Here is an 18,422-nt window from a genome sequence, read left to right on the forward strand (position 1 = left end):
TATTGTAGAATCGCCGGGTAACGAAACGATTACAAAGCCAAGGTATCGCTTTGTAATCTCACGGTTATAAACCATTGTTATAATCGCGCACCATCATTTATATCAAAGGCACATCCATGCTACCACGCTATGAAAACAAACTCAACGAAATCCGTGACATGATCTCGCTTATGCTCTCTCAGATTATCCACTCCAGCGAAGAGACGCTCAGAGCATTTGAAACGGACAATCATGAATTGTACGAGACCTCTCGTATCCATATTAAAAACATCCAAGTCGATGCCAATAGAATCGATAACGAGATTATCAAAACATTCGCCCTCTTCGGCCCCGAAGCGGATGAACTGCGTTTGTTAGTAGCGTACCTCAAAATGACCAATGAGATCGACCGCATCGGAGACGGTCTCAAAAAATACAGCAAACGTCTTCATGATCACTGCATGGGGGGATGCGATATGTCTGTTTTGACCAATGCGATCGTTCAATTGCATAAAACGACGATCAATGCGTTACAATACATTGCAGAGTGTTTGAAAAATATCGACTCGTGTGATGCGGACGATGTTTACCGAAAAGTAATGGTCGAAGAGTCTAAAAATGACGACCTTTTTTCAATCATGGAAAAAGAGCTCTTAAATTTGATCATTGATGCCAATGAACTCGCAGTCGAATACGTCAGAGTTTTAGGTACGTTACGCAAATTAGAGCGTATCGGTGATCGCACGGTCAATATCGCCTCTTTAATGCTTTACGCTCAAAAAGGCGGAGAGTTAAATTTACACAATTAGTGCGAAGAACGTACTTAGAACTACGGAAAAAGGAATCAAACGTGGAGTCGTTGATACTGATTGTCGAAGATGAACAGGATATTTTAGAACTGATGGAGTATCACCTCTCTAAAGAGGGATTTGAAACCATCGGATTTCTCAATACCAAACACGTCGTCGATGCCCTTGAAGAAGAGAAAGTAGACCTTATCCTCATGGATCGCAACCTTCCCGGTGCCGAGGGGAGCGAATTTGTCGATTCTCTTCGCAAGCGGGGGATTCAGACTCCCGTTATTTTCGTCAGTGCAAAACATAAAGATGAAGAGATTGAACAAGGATTCGAGCGCGGAGGTGACGATTATATCACCAAACCTTTCAGTATGAAAGAGCTGATTTTACGGGTAAAAGCCGTATTGCGCCGTACTAAAAAACTCTCTTCGGAAGGGAATTTGACCTACCGCGATATTGCACTTAACCTTGCCGCACGAACTGTTACCATCGATGGAAATCCCATTGAACTAACCAAACTCGAATTTGATCTCCTCCATGCCCTCATCGTCAATGAAAACGTCGTGTTAGAGCGTGATTATCTCCTCGAAAACGTCTGGGGAAGCGATGAAGTTTATCAAGATCGCACCGTCAACGTCGCTATCAACCGCCTCAAAGAAAAAATCGACCCCGATAAAGATAAAGAGTATATAAAAACGGTACGGGGAGTCGGTTACACACTGTGCTAAGGATCCATCAGCTTTTCTTCCTCAATGTTTTAGGGCTCTTTATCGCCGCACTTTTAATCGCGTCTTTGATGAGTTACTTCACCCTCAAATCGATGATTATTCACGACAGTGAAGAACGGCTCATAGAGAATATCAACCTACTGGAACCACTCATCACCTCGACCAACGATTTTGACCGTTTCGTCGCTCAGGCATCCGGCAAAACTTTTCTTCGCGTCACTATCATCGCTGAAAACGGAGAAGTTATCGCCGAAAGTGACGCCGATAAAGAGACGATGGAGAACCATTCCGGACGTATTGAAGTGATGCATGCTTTGACGGAACCCTACGGAGTAGCCGTCCGCTATTCCAATACCGTAAAAACCGATTTTATCTACGTAGCGCATAAAGTCACTACTCCGGAGCGGGTATTTTTTATCCGTCTGGCGATGAGTCTTGATAGCGTAATGGATCATTTTTATATCTTATGGATTCAGCTGGTCGGGGCTTTTAGCGTCTTGATCGTTATTGCACTCGCCATTGCTTACACTATCTCTAAAAAAGCACGTTACGATATTCTCCAAATCACCCATTATCTCGATCAAGTATCCGCAAAAAATTACCGCGCCGTTCTCAAACCCGAATACTTTCGCGAATTTTTGCAAATCTCGATCATGCTGAAAAATCTCGTCAAAAAACTCCATAACCGCGACAAACAAAAACGCAAACATACCGCAAAACTCCGCCTCATCAACAAGCAACAAAACGATATTCTCTCCGCCATCAGCCACGAATTTAAAAATCCGATTGCTGCGATCATGGGGTATGCCGAAACCCTCCATGATGATCTAAATCTAAACCCGAAAATTCGTGAAAAATTTTTAGACAAAATCCTCTCGAATACCCATCGCGTTACTATGATGCTCGATCGTCTCGCCCTTTCGGTAAAACTGGAAAATAATGATCTCTCTATTAAACCCTCCTCCTTTGATCTCTCTGAAGTGTGTCACGATTCTATCTCTATTTTACAGGCAAAATACCCTGAACGCTCGATTCGTTATAACGGCACTTCTAGAACCGTATTTGCCGATAAAACAATGATCGAACTTATCCTCACCAATCTCATCGATAATGCCCTTAAATACTCAGAAGAAGAGGTGAGCGTTACCCTAACCGAGCATAGTTTGCGTGTTAGTGATAAAGGGATCGGAATCGCCCCGACCGAACTCGATAAGATCACCTCTAAATTTTACCGCGTCCAAAAAAATCGCTGGGACAATTCGATGGGACTCGGGCTCTCCATCGTCAGTTATATTCTCAAACTTCATGACACTTTGCTGCAAATTGAAAGTACGCCGGGGGTCGGTTCGACATTTAGCTTTACCCTTGATAGCCTTATCGAAAAAAAGGGTACCGGAAAAAAATGATCACCCTCCCTTCTTCTTTGATGCACCTGATAGAACATCTTTCTCATCACGGTATCAAACCCATACTCGTAGGGGGATTTGTACGCGATAGTTTCACCCCTCACGATACTCACGATATCGACATTGAACTCTACGGCGTCACCTCTTTGGAGACCCTTGAAGCTCTTCTCCGCCCTTTCGGAAAACTGGGACTTTACGGAAAAAGTTTCGGTGTTTTCAAACTCTCTTATGCAGGATATTCGATCGATTTTGCCCCTCCGCGCAGTGAATCCAAATCGGGTGCAGGACATAAAGGGTTTGAAACCCTATGGCTCAGTTCGCTTGATTTTGCTACCGCTGCACGCCGTCGAGATTTTACAATCAACGCTATCGGTTATGACCCTATCGAAAAAAAAATCTTAGACCCGTATCACGGCATCGAAGATTTAGAAGCCAAACGGCTGGCGTGTGTCGATCCGCTTACCTTTATCGATGATCCCCTTAGGGTATTGCGTGCCATACAATTTGCTGCCCGATTTGAACTAACATGCGATAATACGCTCTTAGCCCTTTGCCGCGATATGATTGCAAAAGGGGCACTTAGCGAACTCCCCAAAGAGCGGATTTTCGAGGAGCTTAAAAAACTCCTTTTGCTGAGCGAATTCCCCTCGATAGGGATGGCGTTATTGCGAGAGATGGGAGGACTTTCTTTTTTCACTCCGCTCGATAAACTTGAAACCACTCCGCAAGAGAGTTCATCCCATCCGGAAGGATCAGTTTGGAACCATACCCTGATCGCGCTGGATACGATGGCCTCAATGCGTCGCGGCAAATGGCGGGATGATATGGTATTGATGCTCGCGACGTTATTACATGACATCGGTAAACCCGATACCACGGTTACCGTAGATGGTATTTTAAATGCTCCGAAACATGGTGAAAGAGGATTTGAGATTGCCCGACATTGGCTAGAGCAAATAACGGAAGATAAAGATCTAATCGAGCGTATTCTCCCCCTAATCCGTTACCATGGCTGGCCTCGAAAACTGTACCGTTCACATGCTAGGGATAGTGAAATTTTACACTTGAGCACCCGTGTCTGCCTCCATGATCTTATTGCTCTGGCAAAAGCCGATTTTTTCGGACGTCAATTTAACGTATCTTCCCCTGAAGTTTTTGAAGCGGGAGAGTGGCTTTATGAACGTGCCGCTTCTTTAGAAGTACTGTTTGAGCCGCCTCCACCCTTAGTACAGGGTAGAGATTTGATCGCATTGGGATTAACCCCCTCCGAGTCGTTTAAAGTTATCTTGGAAAAAGCGTATAACGCCCAGCTCGATCAACAGTTTACGACGTATGAAGAGGGACGAAAGTGGCTCGTAACTCATCTGTAATGATCGTGTAATAAAATTGCCCCACTATTTTAAGGCAAGGCTTGGCATGATTGATAAAATCTTCTTAAACATGACCCGTACCAGCGCTCTGCTGATTCTTTTCATCGTAGCTTGGATATTTGTGGTACTCTTTAATGAGTCCACCGAAGCGATGCAGACGTTTGGACTCGATTTCATCACTAAAGATGAATGGGCACCGAATCTCGATAAATTCGGTGCGTATGCGGCGATTTTCGGTTCAGTCGCATCCACCTTTTTGGCGATGCTTTTAGCGATCCCTATTGCCATCGGTGTTGCCATTTTCCTCAGTGAAATCGCCCACGATAAAATCAAAGGATTCTTCGGCGTCAGTATTGAACTTCTTGCCGCAATCCCTTCGGTTATTTACGGTATGTGGGGTCTGTTTTTCTTTGTCCCCATCTTGCGTGACATTTTCGGCGGCATGGGAATCGGTCTTTTGGCGGCGGGAATCGTTTTGGCGATCATGATTTTGCCGTTTATGGCGGCCGTAACCCGCGATGCGATGAATACGACTCCCGATATCCTCAAAGAATCGGCCTATGCACTGGGAGGGACACAGTGGGATGTTATTAAAGATGTCATTATCCCTTACGCAAAGGCGGGTATCATCGGTTCACTCATCCTCGCACTCGGACGGGCTATCGGTGAGACGATGGCGGTAACGTTTGTTATGGGAAATGTCCACCACACCCCAAATTCGATTATGGATCCAACCACCTCGATCCCCGTAACGCTTGCAAATGAGTTTACCGAAGCAGACAGTTCGCTTTATTTCTCTAGTCTTTTTGGATTAGCGCTCACCTTGCTCGTCATGAGCTTTGTGGTCATCGCTATTGCGAAGTTTTACTTTTTGCGTAAAGTGAGGAAAGGACTATGACCGCTGTACAAAAACGGATTATTGTCAACAAAATTGCACTCGCTTTCTCAACATTGAGTGCTGTTATCGCGTTAAGTTTTTTGTTTTGGATTCTCGGTGTACTGGTGATGAAAGGGGTTGATGCCCTAAGCTGGAATATCTTTATCTATGAAGGTTCACCTCCGGGTTATGAGGACAGCGGTCTCAGACATGCCCTTGTCGGTCAACTCATCCTTGTCGGATTGGCGACGGTTATCGGAGTTCCCCTAGGTATTATGGCGGGAACTTACCTAAGCGAATACGGCAAAAACTCCAAGCTTGCCCATACAATCCGTGATATTTCCGATATTATGATGTCGGCTCCCTCCATCGTCATCGGGGCATTCGTTTACGCGGTTGTCGTTATGCCAATGGGTCATTTCAGCGCATGGGCAGGGGCAATTGCTTTAGCCATCATGATGATTCCGATTATTTTACGCACGACCGACGATATGCTTCAACTGGTCCCAGGAACGCTCCGCGAAGCGGCCTTTGCCCTCGGTGCACCCAAGTACAAAGTGATCATTGATGTCGTCTATCGTGGTGCAAAAGCAGGGATTTTAACCGGTGTACTTCTCGGAATTGCCCGCGTAGCAGGGGAGACGGCACCCTTGCTCTTTACCTCTTTTAACGACAACTTTTTCACAACCGATCTGAATGAAGCAATGCCTTCATTAACGGTAACGATGTTTAACTATGCGATCAGTCCCTACGATGATTGGCAGCAACTCGGATGGGCAGCGGCTTTCATCCTCTCAATGTTTATTTTAGGTCTCAATATCCTGGGACGACTTATTTTATTAGCCGGGAAAAGGAAATAACAATATGGCAAGTATTATCGATATTAAAGAAGAATGCGCGCTTCAAGTTCGCAATTTTGACTTTACCTACAAAGGTGCGAGTGCACCGAGCTTGAAAAAAGTGACCATGCCTATCGCCAAAAATGCGGTTACCGCGTTAATCGGGCCATCGGGATGCGGAAAAACCACTCTGCTTCGTGCATTCAACCGCATGCATGACCTTTATCCGGGTAATAAATACGAAGGTGAAATCGAATTTGAAGGGCGTAATATCCTTGATCCGAAAGAGGATTTGATCCATCTTCGTACCAAAATCGGGATGATTTTCCAAAAACCGACCGCATTCCCGATGTCCATTTACGACAATGTCGCTTACGGAATGCGTCTTCAAGGGATTAAAAATAAAAGCGAATTGGATGGACGGGTTGAGAAAGCGCTTCAAGACGCCGCTATCTGGAAAGAGGTAAGTGATCGCCTTAAACATGACGCTAACGGCCTTTCAGGAGGTCAACAACAACGTCTTTGTATTGCCCGAGCGATTGCCGTAGAACCGGAGGTATTGCTCTTTGACGAACCTACCTCGGCACTCGATCCGATCTCGACTCAAGGGATCGAAAAACTGGTTATCGAGCTTAAAGAGCGTGTATCGATCATCATCGTTACCCACAATATGCAGCAAGCGGCGCGGGTAAGCGACTACACCGGATTTATGTATTTAGGGGATTTGGTTGAACTCGGTCATACCGAAGAGCTCTTCGTTACCCCGAAAGAAAAACTCACCCAAGAGTATATTACGGGAAAATTCGGTTGATACAAGAAGGGCTTTGCCCCTTTGTATCTCTCTTACTTCTCTTTTACCATTTTCTCACTATCGATTTCAACCACCGTATGAACATTCCCTCTCGGATAATAATCAGCAACCACTTTTAAGCGCTTAGGAGCGATTTTTTTCTCGAAAGTGCTGTAGATCTCGTTTGCACTGTTTTCGTGTGATATATGGCGGTTTCTGAACGAATTAATGTACAGTTTGATAGCTTTGAGTTCAGCCACCCATTTATCCGGCGTGTACTCGACATAAATCGTTGCAAAATCGGGATACCCGCTACGAGGACAGAGGCATGTAAATTCCGGCAATGTCACTTTAATGACATAATCGCGTTCATGTGCATTCGGCCAGATTTCAAAATCTTTCTCAATATCAAAATTTTCTACGATTTGTTCCCCGTATTTCATACTTTTCCTTGTAGTTGTTCTTCAGATAAAATTTTACCCAGATAATTTCCCTGACGATAATTAATATTAAAAGAGAGGGCTAGCTGATCCGCCTCACTCTCTTCAATCATCGACATCCATGTTTTTGCTCCGCATAAATGGGCACTTAGGTTAAGCCCTTGGATAATATTCTGATATCCTGTGTGTTTGATATTACGACTGTAGAGGGGATCAAAACGGACAATGTCCACTTCTAACTCTTTTAAGTACAAAAGAGTTGTGTGATACCCTCCCAAACGATCCAGTCCTATTTTGTATCCTGCTTGGCGATAATGATGTATTTGATGTTCAAAACGTTCGAGTTGATGGCAATACTCTTTCTCTTCAAAAAGTAATGTTATTTTGTGCTGTGCATTCGGATAACGTTCGAATAACGTTACCGCATTTTCAAAAAAATGGGGACTCCGCAATGTAACCGGCGAAACGGTCAACACAAAGTTTCGATTTTCCTCATCGCATAGCGTTCCAATTTTTTCTAAAGCCGCATGCTCAAGGATACGCATTTTGTTCAATCGGTTTAGAACGGGTACGTATCGGCTTTGATGGATAAATCTCCCTTGAGAATCGATTAATTTAACCGATGTGTCGTAAATTTCACTCTCATCACCGTATACCGGTCGAAATCCGATTGAGAATCGTTTTTTATTCAATGCTTCAACGATCTCATCTTCGAGTTCGTTGATCGAATAATATTCTTCTTTCTCTACACTTTTGCGGTCATTGCGCAATTCATACAAACGGCTAATGAGTAAATCGACCTCATTGGACAATCGCGAATCAATAATAACGGCTTCGAGACGAATTTCGATTTCATGGTTGAGATGATTTTGATATTTGCTCAAAAACAGTTCTATCAACGGTAGATACTGCTCTTTTTCACCCGGTAGAAAAAGTAAAAACTCTCCCCCTTTATAACGTCCTATCGGCAGTTTATCAAACCCTTTTTCACGAAAAAACCGATCTATTTTTTTGACGGTGCTTTGTAATGATTTGTCTCCGTTTTTTATCCCGTAGCGCTCATTAATCGACCACAAGTTTTCGACACTGATCATTATGATGGTTTGGGTGTTTTTAGAAAGTCCTTTTTTTACCAAATTATAAAAATAATCGGTTGTAAAGGTATGGGTAATCGAATCGGTAATATTTTCACGAGTGCTTTGATAAATAAGGAAAAAAATAAAATAGACGGTTATCCCTAACAAAACGATAGAGAGAATAATTAGCGAGGATACAGACGCATAAGGTTGGGAAAAGAGGGCAAAGAGGGTTACCGAACTTAAAAAAAAGATAGGTAATCCCATCCGCAATGCTAAAGCAAAGCGGTGTTCTCTCTCTTTTTGTTCAGTATAGGTCATAAAAGACTAGATATCCAAATGTTTAACATCTTTAGCATGTGTTTCAATGTAATTACGACGCGGTTCAACATCATCACCCATAAAGAGATTAAATGAATCTCCCGCAGATTCGGAATCTTCGATGGTAATACGGAGTAAAACACGATTTTCAGGTGTCATTGTTGTCTCCCAAAGCTGCTCAGGATTCATCTCCCCAAGACCTTTATAGCGTTGGATGTAAGAACCTTTCTTCGCAAAATCGGTAATTTGCGTCAAGAGATCGAGTAAATCTCCCTCTAGCGGTAAATTCCACTCTTGAATTTTTTGGTAAATATAATTGGCTTCAGCAAAATGAGGAGAAGCAAAAAGTTCATCATTGATATGCAACTCTTCCAATCCCTCTTTGGTCTGAACAAATAGATGCATGTCTTCATCACTTACACTTTTAGAGAGGATATTATTTCCCTGAGCTGTTAGAAACGCTTCAACTTTCGGATACATCTCTTTGAGCGGCAATGCTATCAAATCCGGATTTTCAATAAAATAACGGATCAGTTCAACGAGGGCATAACGGCGCTCAAGCGCATCGAGTGTACTGCGGTAGTGATCCACCATTTTGAAAAATGAGACAAGATCATTTGCGCCGACATTAAGATTTTCCAACTCTAACGCTTCAATCCCGTTTTCGATCAAAAAGGCATTCATCACGCGATCATCTTTAAAGTAGATCTCTTTTTTCCCTTTTTTATAGCGGTACAACGGAGGCTGTGCTAAATAAAGATAGCCGTTTTCGACGATTTTCGGCAAATATCGGAAAAAGAAGGTTAATAACAACGTTTGAATATGGCTTCCGTCGACGTCGGCATCGGTCATAATAATGATTTTGTGGTAGCGGAGTTTATCTTCGTTAAACTCTTCACCGATTCCGCATCCAAGCGCGGTAATCATATTCGTGATCTCTTCGGATTTTAGAATTTTGTCCAAGCGAGCTTTTTCAACGTTAAGAATTTTACCTTTGAGCGGTAAAATCGCTTGGAATACACGGTCACGTCCTTGTTTCGCCGAACCGCCCGCAGAATCCCCTTCCACCAGATAAAGTTCGCTGATTGCAGGGTCTTTACTTTGACAATCTGCCAATTTACCCGGTAATGTACCCACCGTCATCGCATCTTTACGACGTGTTAGTTCACGCGCTTTTTTTGCCGCTTCACGTCCGCGTGCCGCCATAAGGGCTTTTTGGATGATAGCTTTAGCTTGGATCGGATTCTCTTCGAAATATTTGGTCAGTTTTTCGTAGGTTACTTTTTGAACCAACGGTCGAACATAGGTATTTCCGAGTTTCCCTTTCGTTTGACCCTCAAACTGAGGTTCCGGTACACGAACGGAGACAACACAAATAAGTCCCTCAGAGACATCTTCACCCGAGAGGGGGATATCTTTCTCTTTAGCGTTACCGTTTTGTTTGTTGTAGTTGGAGATAACACGGGTGAGTCCCGCACGGAAACCCGCTTCGTGAGTACCACCGTTAGGGGTATTAATGTTATTGACGAACGTAAACATTTTTTCGTCGTAACTGTCGTTATACATCACGGCAATATCCATCTCGATATCTTCGATTTTTTCACTGAATGCAAACGGCGTAGCCACAACCACTTTTTTATTCACATCGGTAACAAATTGGCTGATACCCCCTTCGAAATGGTAAGTATTACTCGCTCCGTTACGCTCATCTTTAAAAATAATGGTAATGCGTGGATTGAGGTAAGCGAGTTCGCGGAAACGTTTTGCTAAATAATCGTAATCGAAAATAATGGTTTCGGTAAAGATAGAAGGATCCGGGAAAAACTCGATGGTTGTTCCACGTTTTCGTGTTGTTCCGGTAACCGCTAACGGTTCTTGAGGGATACCGCATTTAAAATCTTGCTCAAAACTTTGACCTTCACGGAAAATGGTCATTTTAAGATCACTTGAAAGAGCATTAACAACCGATACCCCTACCCCGTGCAAACCGCCCGAGACTTTATAGGTATCTTTATCAAATTTTCCCCCTGCATGGAGTACGGTTAAAACAACCGTTGCCGCAGAAATACCCTCAGTCGGATGCATATCAGTCGGAATACCACGGCCGTTATCGCTCACCATTGCCGTACCGTTTTTAGTTAAGGTTACGGTAATCGTATCACAATGACCTGCCATCGCTTCATCGATCGAGTTATCAACAACTTCGTAGATTAGATGGTGAAGGCCGCGATGACCGGTATCACCGATATACATACCCGGTCGTTTTCGAACGGCTTCGAGGCCTTTAAGGACTTTAATATTACTAGCACCGTAATTTTCCATAGTTGCTCCAGCTTTTAAGCGTGTTTAATGCTTTATTTTACCGTAGTAAAACTAAAAAGAAGGTTTTATGAAGATATAACCCTCATAGAGGGTTTAAGAGTGGAGTGGTAAGTATAAAGATTAAATTACAATGGGCATTACGATCGTTTTAAAATTTTGATCTTTTAAAACGAACGGTTGATTTGATTCATTAGCTTCGAGGGTAAATTCAGTTCCGTTAACTTGAGATAAAAAATCTAAAATATAACGGCTGTTAATTGCTAGAATAAAAGGAGAGTCAAACCCGTTTTCAATCTCAACGGTAGTTTTTGCTTCGATGTTGTCATCACTTAAACTTTCAAACAAAATAGAGTCATTTTGGAAAGTGAGTTTAAGATCATTGGAAATTGTCGTGATCTGCTTAATCGCAGTAACGATTATCCCTTTAGGCAATGTAATTATCCGTTGTGCTTCTTTAGGAATGATTCGGCTGTAATCAGGAAATTTACCGTTAATCAGTTTTGTATAAAAAAGAGAATCTTCTGATTTTATGATGAGATGGGTATTGTCGTAATAAATTTCGATGTTATCGGTAAAAAGTTTTTGAATTTCAATAATTGCTTTTTTAGGGACAATGATTGAGAGTTCAGCATCATTTTGGCTTTCGATATGAACCAAAGCAAGACGACGGGTATCGGTAGCAACAAAGTTGATTTGATTGCTTTTGATATCGATGAGAGCACCGTTGAGTTCAAATTTTGGGTTATTAGTATCGGCTGCCGGAGTAATTTTTTTCAAAGACTCGATTAAAGTATGAGAATTAATTACAATATTAGGTTTTCCTTCTGTTGTAGGAAAAGAGGGGAATTCTGAACTTTTATAAGTCGGAAGTTTAAAGTTTGATCGTTTTTGACGAATATGAAGGGTGTCTTTATCTAGAGAAAGTTCAACTTCTTCATCTTTTAAGATACGGATAATATCAAGTAATTTTTTACCGTTAGCCGTAAGAGAACCGGGTTCTTCAACACTGAGTGAATTGGTTTGAATTGAGAGACCAATTTCATAATCAGTAGCTTTAGCGGTTAGTGTTCTACCGTCTGTTGAGAGTAAAATATGTGAGGTAATTTGAGACGTATCTTTTTTTTCTAAAAAGGGTTGGAGATGAAGAAGGATATTTTCCAAAACCGATTTATCAACGGTGATTTTCATAAAAGACTCCTTTTATTATATATAAGCATTAATTGTAATAGTTAGTAATAAGGGGGTGTGAATGGGTGAAAACACACCATTTACTCCCATCTCTCCTGCTTTGGTGATGTGATGAAGCGATTGGCTTTCATTCACATCTATTCACTTGTGTACGAATTATAGCTTTTTTAAAAGGGCTTTACAAACACAAAACATTATTCAGGTGTAGCGACGGAAACTTTATTAGAGAGTTCTTCGATTTTAACTCGGAAATCTTCATCATTTTTCATCAGTTCCTGAATTTTTTTCATGGTATGACTGACGGCGGTATGATCTTTCATTCCGAAATATTGAGCGAGTTGCGGCATTGAATTGGGAGTAAGTGAACGTGAAAGATAAATAGCAATGCGGCGAGCGTAAACGATGTTGCTGTTACGGCTTTTTGAGCGGATTTCACTCGGTTTGATATTAAGCTCTTTGGCAACGGTCTCCATAATAAGGTCGGTGGTAATGTTACTCCGTTTTTCAGCCATTTGTTCTTTGAGGACGTTTCGGGCAAATTCGATCGTGATATCAACCCCCATGAGTTGTGAATAGGCATTGAGTTTGGAGAGAATACCTTCGATTTCACGGGTATTATTTTCGATAATCGTGGCGACGTAGTTGATCACTTCGCGATCGAGTTTAACGCGGTTAATTTCACATTTTTTCTTAATAATTTCAATCTTCGTTTCGAGTTCAGGAGGTTGGATATCGGCAACAAGACCCGATTCAAAACGGCTTTTGAGACGCTCTTCGAGCCCGCCGATTTTTTTAGGGGGTTTATCCGAGGTGATAATGATTTGTTTGTTTTCATTGCGTAGAGCATCAAACGTGTGAAAGAACTCTTCTTGGATTTGATTTTTATTGCTTAAAAACTGGATATCGTCGATGAGAAGCAAATCACATTTGCGGTATTTGTCTTTGAAGCGATCCATGGTCCGATTACTGAGATGGCGGGTAAAATCGTTAAGAAACTGCTCTACGGAAGTATAGATAACTGTTTTCCCCTGAGAAAGCATTACGTTTCCGACCGATTGCATCAAATGGGTTTTACCCAAACCGACACCGCCGTAGATAAAAAGGGGATTATAAACAACACCCGGTTTTTCACTCACATTTTTAGCGGCGATAAACGCAAAATTATTGGAATCTCCCACAACAAAGTTTTGGAAGGTGTAGGATGGGTTGAGTAAAGATCCGCTTGGACGTTCCATATTGAGAGGAGCAGTATTTTGTGCTGATGTCGGAGCAGACGAAGCTTGAATTAAAATAGATACCGTAGGTTTGATATTGGTTTTAATTTCAAAAAGATGGGCGATTTTATCGGCAAATTTAGTTCGTACCCAATTAGCAATTAGGGCATTGGGGACACGAAAAACGGCTAAATTACTTTTGGATTCGCTCTCATCGTAGGTGAGCTGTTTAATGTAACGTTGGTAGTCGATCTCATTGATCTCCCCTTTGAGGGCATTTAAAACCTGTTTACCGATCGAATTCATCTTTTGCCTTGCATGTGAATAGTGTGAGTAATAATACCGATATTTGCCTATAATTAGGATCAAATAAGAGGTGAATAGAAGATATTCACTCATGTGAATAAGGAAAATCATGAATATTTTGGGGATTGATCCGGGAACTCGAAATTGCGGATATGCGATCGTAGCGATCGATGGACAAAAACTGCGATTGGTAGAAGCGGGGTTAATCAAAATAAAAGCGGAAGAGCTTCAATACCAAATTCCTCAAGTGGCAGAAGCGATTGAACAACTTTTTAAAATTCATACTATTGATGAAGTGGCAATGGAAGATATTTTTTATGCGCATAATCCGAAGACCGTATTAAAGCTTGCGCAGTTTCGGGGAGCTATTACGTTGAAGCTTTTGCAAGAGTATGGAATGTTTGCCGAATACACACCGTTGCAGGTTAAAAAAGCGTTGACGGGAAAAGCGAAAGCGGCAAAAGAGCAAGTGGCATTTATGGTAAAACAAATTTTAGGGATTACGAAAGAGATAAAGCCGCTCGATATTACCGATGCTATGGCAGTAGCAATTACACATGCACAAAGGGTAAAATTGGATTTGAATAAAAAAGCTCAAGAAATACGAAAAAGCGGTCCTAAAATAATAGGATAGAAAAAGGATAAGCGACCAACACACCAGGAGGGTCGCTAAGTCAGAAGTTTATCTAAAGAGTCTTAGACTCCCTTAATAATTTTCGATTGATGAACGACTTAAGTGTTACTCTCTGTTTCCCCCCTAAAAGATTTCTGAATTTCAATAAAATAGTTAATTTTTTTCCTAAGTGTGTAATATTCACACTGTGAGTGTATTGTGAATAAGTAAGCCCCTTATTTAGGGGAATCGGTATAGAATCATTCTCTTATTCAGAATATTTTTATATAAATCTACCCTGAAATCACCTACCTTTGAATAGCATTAAACCCCTGTTTTTAGGGGTTTAAACGAAATTTTCTACTTTAATAATCAATTAAGCTAATGTTATAAAAAGTTATTCACATTTTATGATGACTTTTTCTTTTTGTTTGGGGGTAATCCCCCGGTAATCAAAACGTAATCGCGCTGAAACTAACATGATCTACCGTTTCAAAAAATAAGGGACAAAAGATTCTTTGTTCCTTTTAAAAAGGTTATCCAATGGTTAGCGCAGAATTCATTTTACGAAAAGAACACCCGAAAGTATTTCAATATCCTCCATTTGTGAATAAAACGATTGTGGGATTAACGCGATTACTTTTGCATGAAAAATCGATTAATCGATTTATGGAGACTCATCAGGAAAAAACCGGTTTGGAATTTATCGATGCCGTTTTGGAATATTTAAATGTTTCGTATAAAACGGTTCATAAACAAATTGAAAATATTCCTACGATGGGTAAAGTCATTATTGTTGCAAATCATCCATTGGGAGCATTGGATGCTCTTTGTCTAATACAAATGGTATGTTCGGTGCGTCAAGACAAAAAAGTGAAAATTGTTGCCAATCGTATGCTGAGTGAAATTACACAACTCAAAGAGTATATGATCGGTGTAGATAATTTTAACGATAGAGTTTCTAAACACGCTTTGCAACAAATTGATAAAGCGTTACAGGCTGAAGAGGTTGTGATCTTCTTTCCATCAGGTGAAGTTTCTCGCGCCGGATTGTTTGGAATAAAAGAGGGGACTTGGAAAGGGGGATTTATTAAATTTGCCAAACGCAATACGACTCCGATTCTTCCTATTCATATTAAAGGAAAAAACAGTCCGTTGTTTTATGCTCTCTCTTGGATCTATAAGCCCTTAGGTGCTTTATTGTTAAGTCATGAAGTTTTTGCGGCACGCAATAGAGTATTTGATTTTACGATCGGAGAGATAGTAAGTGAAAAAGCACTTAGTGATTTTAACCTTACCGAAAAGCGACATGCAAAATTATTTCGTAAACATCTTCTTCGTATCGCCAATGGTAAAAAAGGGATCTATCCGACGGAGTGTTCGATTGCCCATCCGGTATCGCGACAGGAACTCCGTAATGAATTGCGTAAAGGAGAACTGTTAGGTTTAACCAGTGATCAAAAACAGATTTATCTTATTGAGCATGAAAATGCTCCGAATATTATTAATGAGATTGGTAGACTTAGAGAGTATTCATTTCGTAAAGTAGGAGAAGGTAGCGGCCACGCACGCGATATCGATGCATATGATCGTTATTACCACCATTTAGTATTATGGGATGATGAAGCCTTAGAAATCGCGGGAGCGTATCGTATCGGTGAATGTGAGTGGATTCTTTCGTGGCTGGGGAAAGAGGGCTTGTACATGAGTGACTTGTGCAGCATGAGTGAACCGTTCGATGCGGTGTTGGAAGATGGGATTGAGTTAGGGCGAAGTTTTGTTCAACCGAAATATTGGGGGAGCCGTGCTTTGGATTATTTATGGCAAGGGATCGGTGCCTATCTGAGTCATAATCCACAGGTTAAATACATGATGGGTCCGGTAAGTATTTCGGGAAGTTTTCCCAAACATGCACAAGAGGCATTGGTCTATTTCTATACCCTTTATTTTGGGAGTGAGCACACGATGGTGAAAGCCAAATCACCGTTTCGTTTATCGGATTATGTTCAGGAGGAGTTTAAAACATTGTTCAGCGGTGAAAACTATGCTGAGGATTTTAAAATTCTCAAAGATTATTTAAAAGCTTTAGATGTATCCGTTCCCACCCTCTATAAACAATACAGTGAATTGTGTGAAGAGGGTGGAGTACAGTTTATGGATTTCGGAATCGATACCGAGTTTAACAACTGTATCGACGGTTACATTCTCGTTGATATTCGTAAGATTAAAGAGGCAAAGCGTCAACGCTACATTCGAGGCGGGGAGTAATCCCCATGGCCTCAAAGCACTCTTTGAGAAAATCTTTTTCGGAGACGATGCGATAGTGCTCTTCTTCATAATCAAATTCAAGAGAGTGGGCGTGAAGCAACAACCGTGTTGATCCCCCCCTCTCAAATCTCTCTTCTTTACTCAACTCTTTTTTTATAAACCGATGGACATCGTCTTCATTGGGGCCGTACACGGGGTCGCCGATGATTGGATGTTCCACGTGGAACAAATGGACCCGAATTTGATGAGTTCGACCGGTAAGCGGTGATGCCTCTATAAGGGTCATATCGTGTTCAGGAAAGTAACGAAGCGGCTTAATAAGCGTATGCGCTTTCTTACCCTCCGGATGAACTTTCACTACCATGCTTATCAAAAGGTTAGGGTGGTCGATTCGCAGTAAAGGTTCCTGAATATCAAGAGGATGTTCTAGGTGACCTTTTACCATAGCAAGATATCGTTTCGTAATAAGCCGTTCGGAGAATAACTTTTTTAAAACACGTTCACTATTTTTATTGAGGGAAACTAAAACCAGACCGCTCGTCTCTTGATCAATTCGGTGTGTCGCGTTAGCATCTTCACCAAACTGATGTTTGATCTCATCATTCAGTGTATAAGGCGAGAGTCGGCTATGAGGATGAACACTCAAACCGCTGGGTTTGTCATAAACAGCAAAATCGTTAGTCGCAAACATCGGTTTGAACCCGAGCGATAACGGCTCAAAACAAATGAACTCACAAGAGCCTTCAATATACCCGAATTGATCATCCATAACAATACCGTTTTGGCTCAATCTTCCTCTGGCGATTAGACGTTGTCCTTCACTTCGAGTGATTCTTAATTCATCCATTAAAAAGGTTAGTGCCATTTGCCGTACAGGTGAATACAATTTTTTGGTGATGAACGGCATAAGTTTATTTCGCTTTCATAGCATCGAAACATTGTTGGACGAAATCTTCTTTGGAGACAACATGGTAGGCCATTTCATTGTAAGTGAATTCAAGTGAATAAGCATGAAGCAAAAGGCGTGATGACCCTGTATTGATAAATCGTTCTTCCGCAGACATCTCTCGATCTAAAAATCGAACCGCATCTTTTTCATCTTGCCCATAAATCGGATCACCGATAATTGGATGTTTCACGTGGAACAAATGAACCCGTATTTGATGTTGACGTCCCGTATAGGGTGAAGCCTCGATCAGAGTGGTATCGGTATCGGGGAAATATTCCAACGGCTTGATAAAGGTACGAGAGGGTTTTCCCTCGGGATGAACACGTACAATCATACGAATAATAGAGCTAGCATCTTCACGACGCAATAGAGGCTCCTCTATATCGAGAGGCTCTTTGAGATGTCCCTTAACCATTGCTATGTATTTCTTGGTGATTTGACGCTCTTCAAACAGCATCTTTAAAGCACGTTCACTTATCTTGTTGCGTGCCGCCAAAACCAACCCGCTTGTCTCTTGATCGATACGATGGGTGATATTGGCTTCATGACCAAAACGGTGTTTGATCTCATCGTTGAGAGAGTACGGAGTATGACGATTCTGTGGATGGACGAGAAGACCACTGGGTTTATCATAAATGGCAAACTCCTCTTCCACAAATGTCGGTTCCAACCCCAAGGTCAAAGGTTCAAACGTGATAAAATCAAAATCCCCCTCTTCGATAAACCCAGCGTTGTTTGCCATCACTTCACCGTTTTGAGAAAGGCGTCCTTTAGCGATGAGACGTTGTGCTTCGCTTTGGGTTATCCCCAACTCCTGCATCAAAAAGCGAAATGCTTTTTGACGAATAGGAGCGTGAAGTTGTTTAGTGACGAAGGGCAATTTAATTCCTTTTTAGGGAGGGTTGGATAGACTATATAATTAAGTATTTGACCCATTAA

General features: G+C 41.7%; 16 protein-coding genes. 9 read left to right on the forward strand and 7 right to left on the reverse strand.

Annotation, left to right across the window (positions count from 1 at the left end; all coding sequences use genetic code 11):
* The first annotated feature begins 116 nt into the window (after positions 1-116).
* From RMO68_RS02475 to pstB, 7 genes are read left to right on the forward strand one after another with little or no spacing between them, the layout of a single operon-like run.
* The gene (locus RMO68_RS02475) at positions 117-788 is read left to right on the forward strand and encodes a PhoU domain-containing protein (RefSeq protein ID WP_310439133.1); all 672 of its coding nucleotides are present in this window, start codon (positions 117-119) and stop codon (positions 786-788) included.
* 41 nt (positions 789-829) lie between these two features.
* Positions 830-1,504 carry a response regulator transcription factor gene (locus RMO68_RS02480; protein WP_310439134.1) on the forward strand — a complete coding sequence of 225 codons (675 nt, stop codon included), beginning with the start codon at positions 830-832 and terminating at the stop codon, positions 1,502-1,504.
* On the forward strand, positions 1,498-2,910 hold the full coding sequence (locus tag RMO68_RS02485) for a HAMP domain-containing sensor histidine kinase (protein WP_310439135.1): 1,413 nt from the start codon (positions 1,498-1,500) through the stop codon (positions 2,908-2,910). The genes RMO68_RS02480 and RMO68_RS02485 overlap by 7 nt, the downstream gene beginning before the upstream one ends.
* Positions 2,907-4,280 carry a CCA tRNA nucleotidyltransferase gene (locus RMO68_RS02490; RefSeq protein WP_310439136.1) on the forward strand — a complete coding sequence of 458 codons (1,374 nt, stop codon included), beginning with the start codon at positions 2,907-2,909 and terminating at the stop codon, positions 4,278-4,280. Before RMO68_RS02485 ends, RMO68_RS02490 begins: the two co-directional genes overlap by 4 nt.
* 46 nt (positions 4,281-4,326) lie before the next feature.
* Entirely contained in the window at positions 4,327-5,178 is an 852-nt protein-coding gene (gene pstC / locus RMO68_RS02495; RefSeq protein ID WP_310439137.1) for a phosphate ABC transporter permease subunit PstC, read from the forward strand.
* A complete protein-coding gene (gene pstA, locus RMO68_RS02500) occupies positions 5,175-6,017 on the forward strand; it encodes a phosphate ABC transporter permease PstA (protein WP_310439138.1) in 843 nt (280 codons plus the stop codon). Before pstC ends, pstA begins: the two co-directional genes overlap by 4 nt.
* Positions 6,018-6,021: 4 nt before the next feature.
* Positions 6,022-6,807 carry a phosphate ABC transporter ATP-binding protein PstB gene (gene pstB / locus RMO68_RS02505; RefSeq protein WP_310439139.1) on the forward strand — a complete coding sequence of 262 codons (786 nt, stop codon included), beginning with the start codon at positions 6,022-6,024 and terminating at the stop codon, positions 6,805-6,807.
* Between the two features lie 32 nt (positions 6,808-6,839).
* Here the strand turns inward: pstB and queF are convergent, their stop codons facing one another.
* The 5 genes from queF to dnaA all read right to left on the reverse strand — a co-directional run bounded on the left by queF (position 6,840) and on the right by dnaA (position 13,653).
* Positions 6,840-7,229 carry a preQ(1) synthase gene (queF, locus tag RMO68_RS02510; protein WP_310439140.1) on the reverse strand — a complete coding sequence of 130 codons (390 nt, stop codon included), beginning with the start codon at positions 7,227-7,229 and terminating at the stop codon, positions 6,840-6,842.
* Complete coding sequence (locus RMO68_RS02515) at positions 7,226-8,623, reverse strand: EAL domain-containing protein (protein WP_310439141.1); 1,398 nt, start codon at positions 8,621-8,623, stop codon at positions 7,226-7,228. Before RMO68_RS02515 ends, queF begins: the two co-directional genes overlap by 4 nt.
* A 6-nt stretch (positions 8,624-8,629) precedes the next feature.
* Positions 8,630-10,945 carry a DNA topoisomerase (ATP-hydrolyzing) subunit B gene (gene gyrB / locus RMO68_RS02520; RefSeq protein ID WP_310439142.1) on the reverse strand — a complete coding sequence of 772 codons (2,316 nt, stop codon included), beginning with the start codon at positions 10,943-10,945 and terminating at the stop codon, positions 8,630-8,632.
* 120 nt (positions 10,946-11,065) lie between these two features.
* Complete coding sequence (dnaN, locus tag RMO68_RS02525; RefSeq protein ID WP_310439143.1) at positions 11,066-12,133, reverse strand: DNA polymerase III subunit beta; 1,068 nt, start codon at positions 12,131-12,133, stop codon at positions 11,066-11,068.
* 194 nt (positions 12,134-12,327) lie between these two features.
* A complete protein-coding gene (gene dnaA / locus RMO68_RS02530) occupies positions 12,328-13,653 on the reverse strand; it encodes a chromosomal replication initiator protein DnaA (protein WP_310439144.1) in 1,326 nt (441 codons plus the stop codon).
* 109 nt (positions 13,654-13,762) lie between these two features.
* Between dnaA and ruvC the strand changes: the two genes are divergently transcribed.
* Together ruvC and RMO68_RS02540 are read left to right on the forward strand one after the other, a co-directional pair.
* A complete protein-coding gene (ruvC, locus tag RMO68_RS02535; protein WP_310439145.1) occupies positions 13,763-14,287 on the forward strand; it encodes a crossover junction endodeoxyribonuclease RuvC in 525 nt (174 codons plus the stop codon).
* Positions 14,288-14,809: 522 nt separating this feature from the next.
* Positions 14,810-16,534 carry a lysophospholipid acyltransferase family protein gene (locus RMO68_RS02540; RefSeq protein WP_310439146.1) on the forward strand — a complete coding sequence of 575 codons (1,725 nt, stop codon included), beginning with the start codon at positions 14,810-14,812 and terminating at the stop codon, positions 16,532-16,534.
* Here the strand turns inward: RMO68_RS02540 and RMO68_RS02545 are convergent.
* Positions 16,491-17,441 (reverse strand): RluA family pseudouridine synthase, encoded by a 951-nt coding sequence (locus tag RMO68_RS02545; protein WP_310439147.1) that lies wholly within the window; start codon positions 17,439-17,441, stop codon positions 16,491-16,493. The genes RMO68_RS02540 and RMO68_RS02545 overlap by 44 nt on opposite strands.
* A gap of 4 nt (positions 17,442-17,445) precedes the next feature.
* Complete coding sequence (locus tag RMO68_RS02550) at positions 17,446-18,363, reverse strand: RluA family pseudouridine synthase (protein WP_310439148.1); 918 nt, start codon at positions 18,361-18,363, stop codon at positions 17,446-17,448.
* Positions 18,364-18,422 lie beyond the last annotated feature (59 nt).

Origin of the sequence: Sulfuricurvum sp. (assembly GCF_031427015.1) — a bacterium.
Classification (GTDB): domain Bacteria; phylum Campylobacterota; class Campylobacteria; order Campylobacterales; family Sulfurimonadaceae; genus Sulfuricurvum.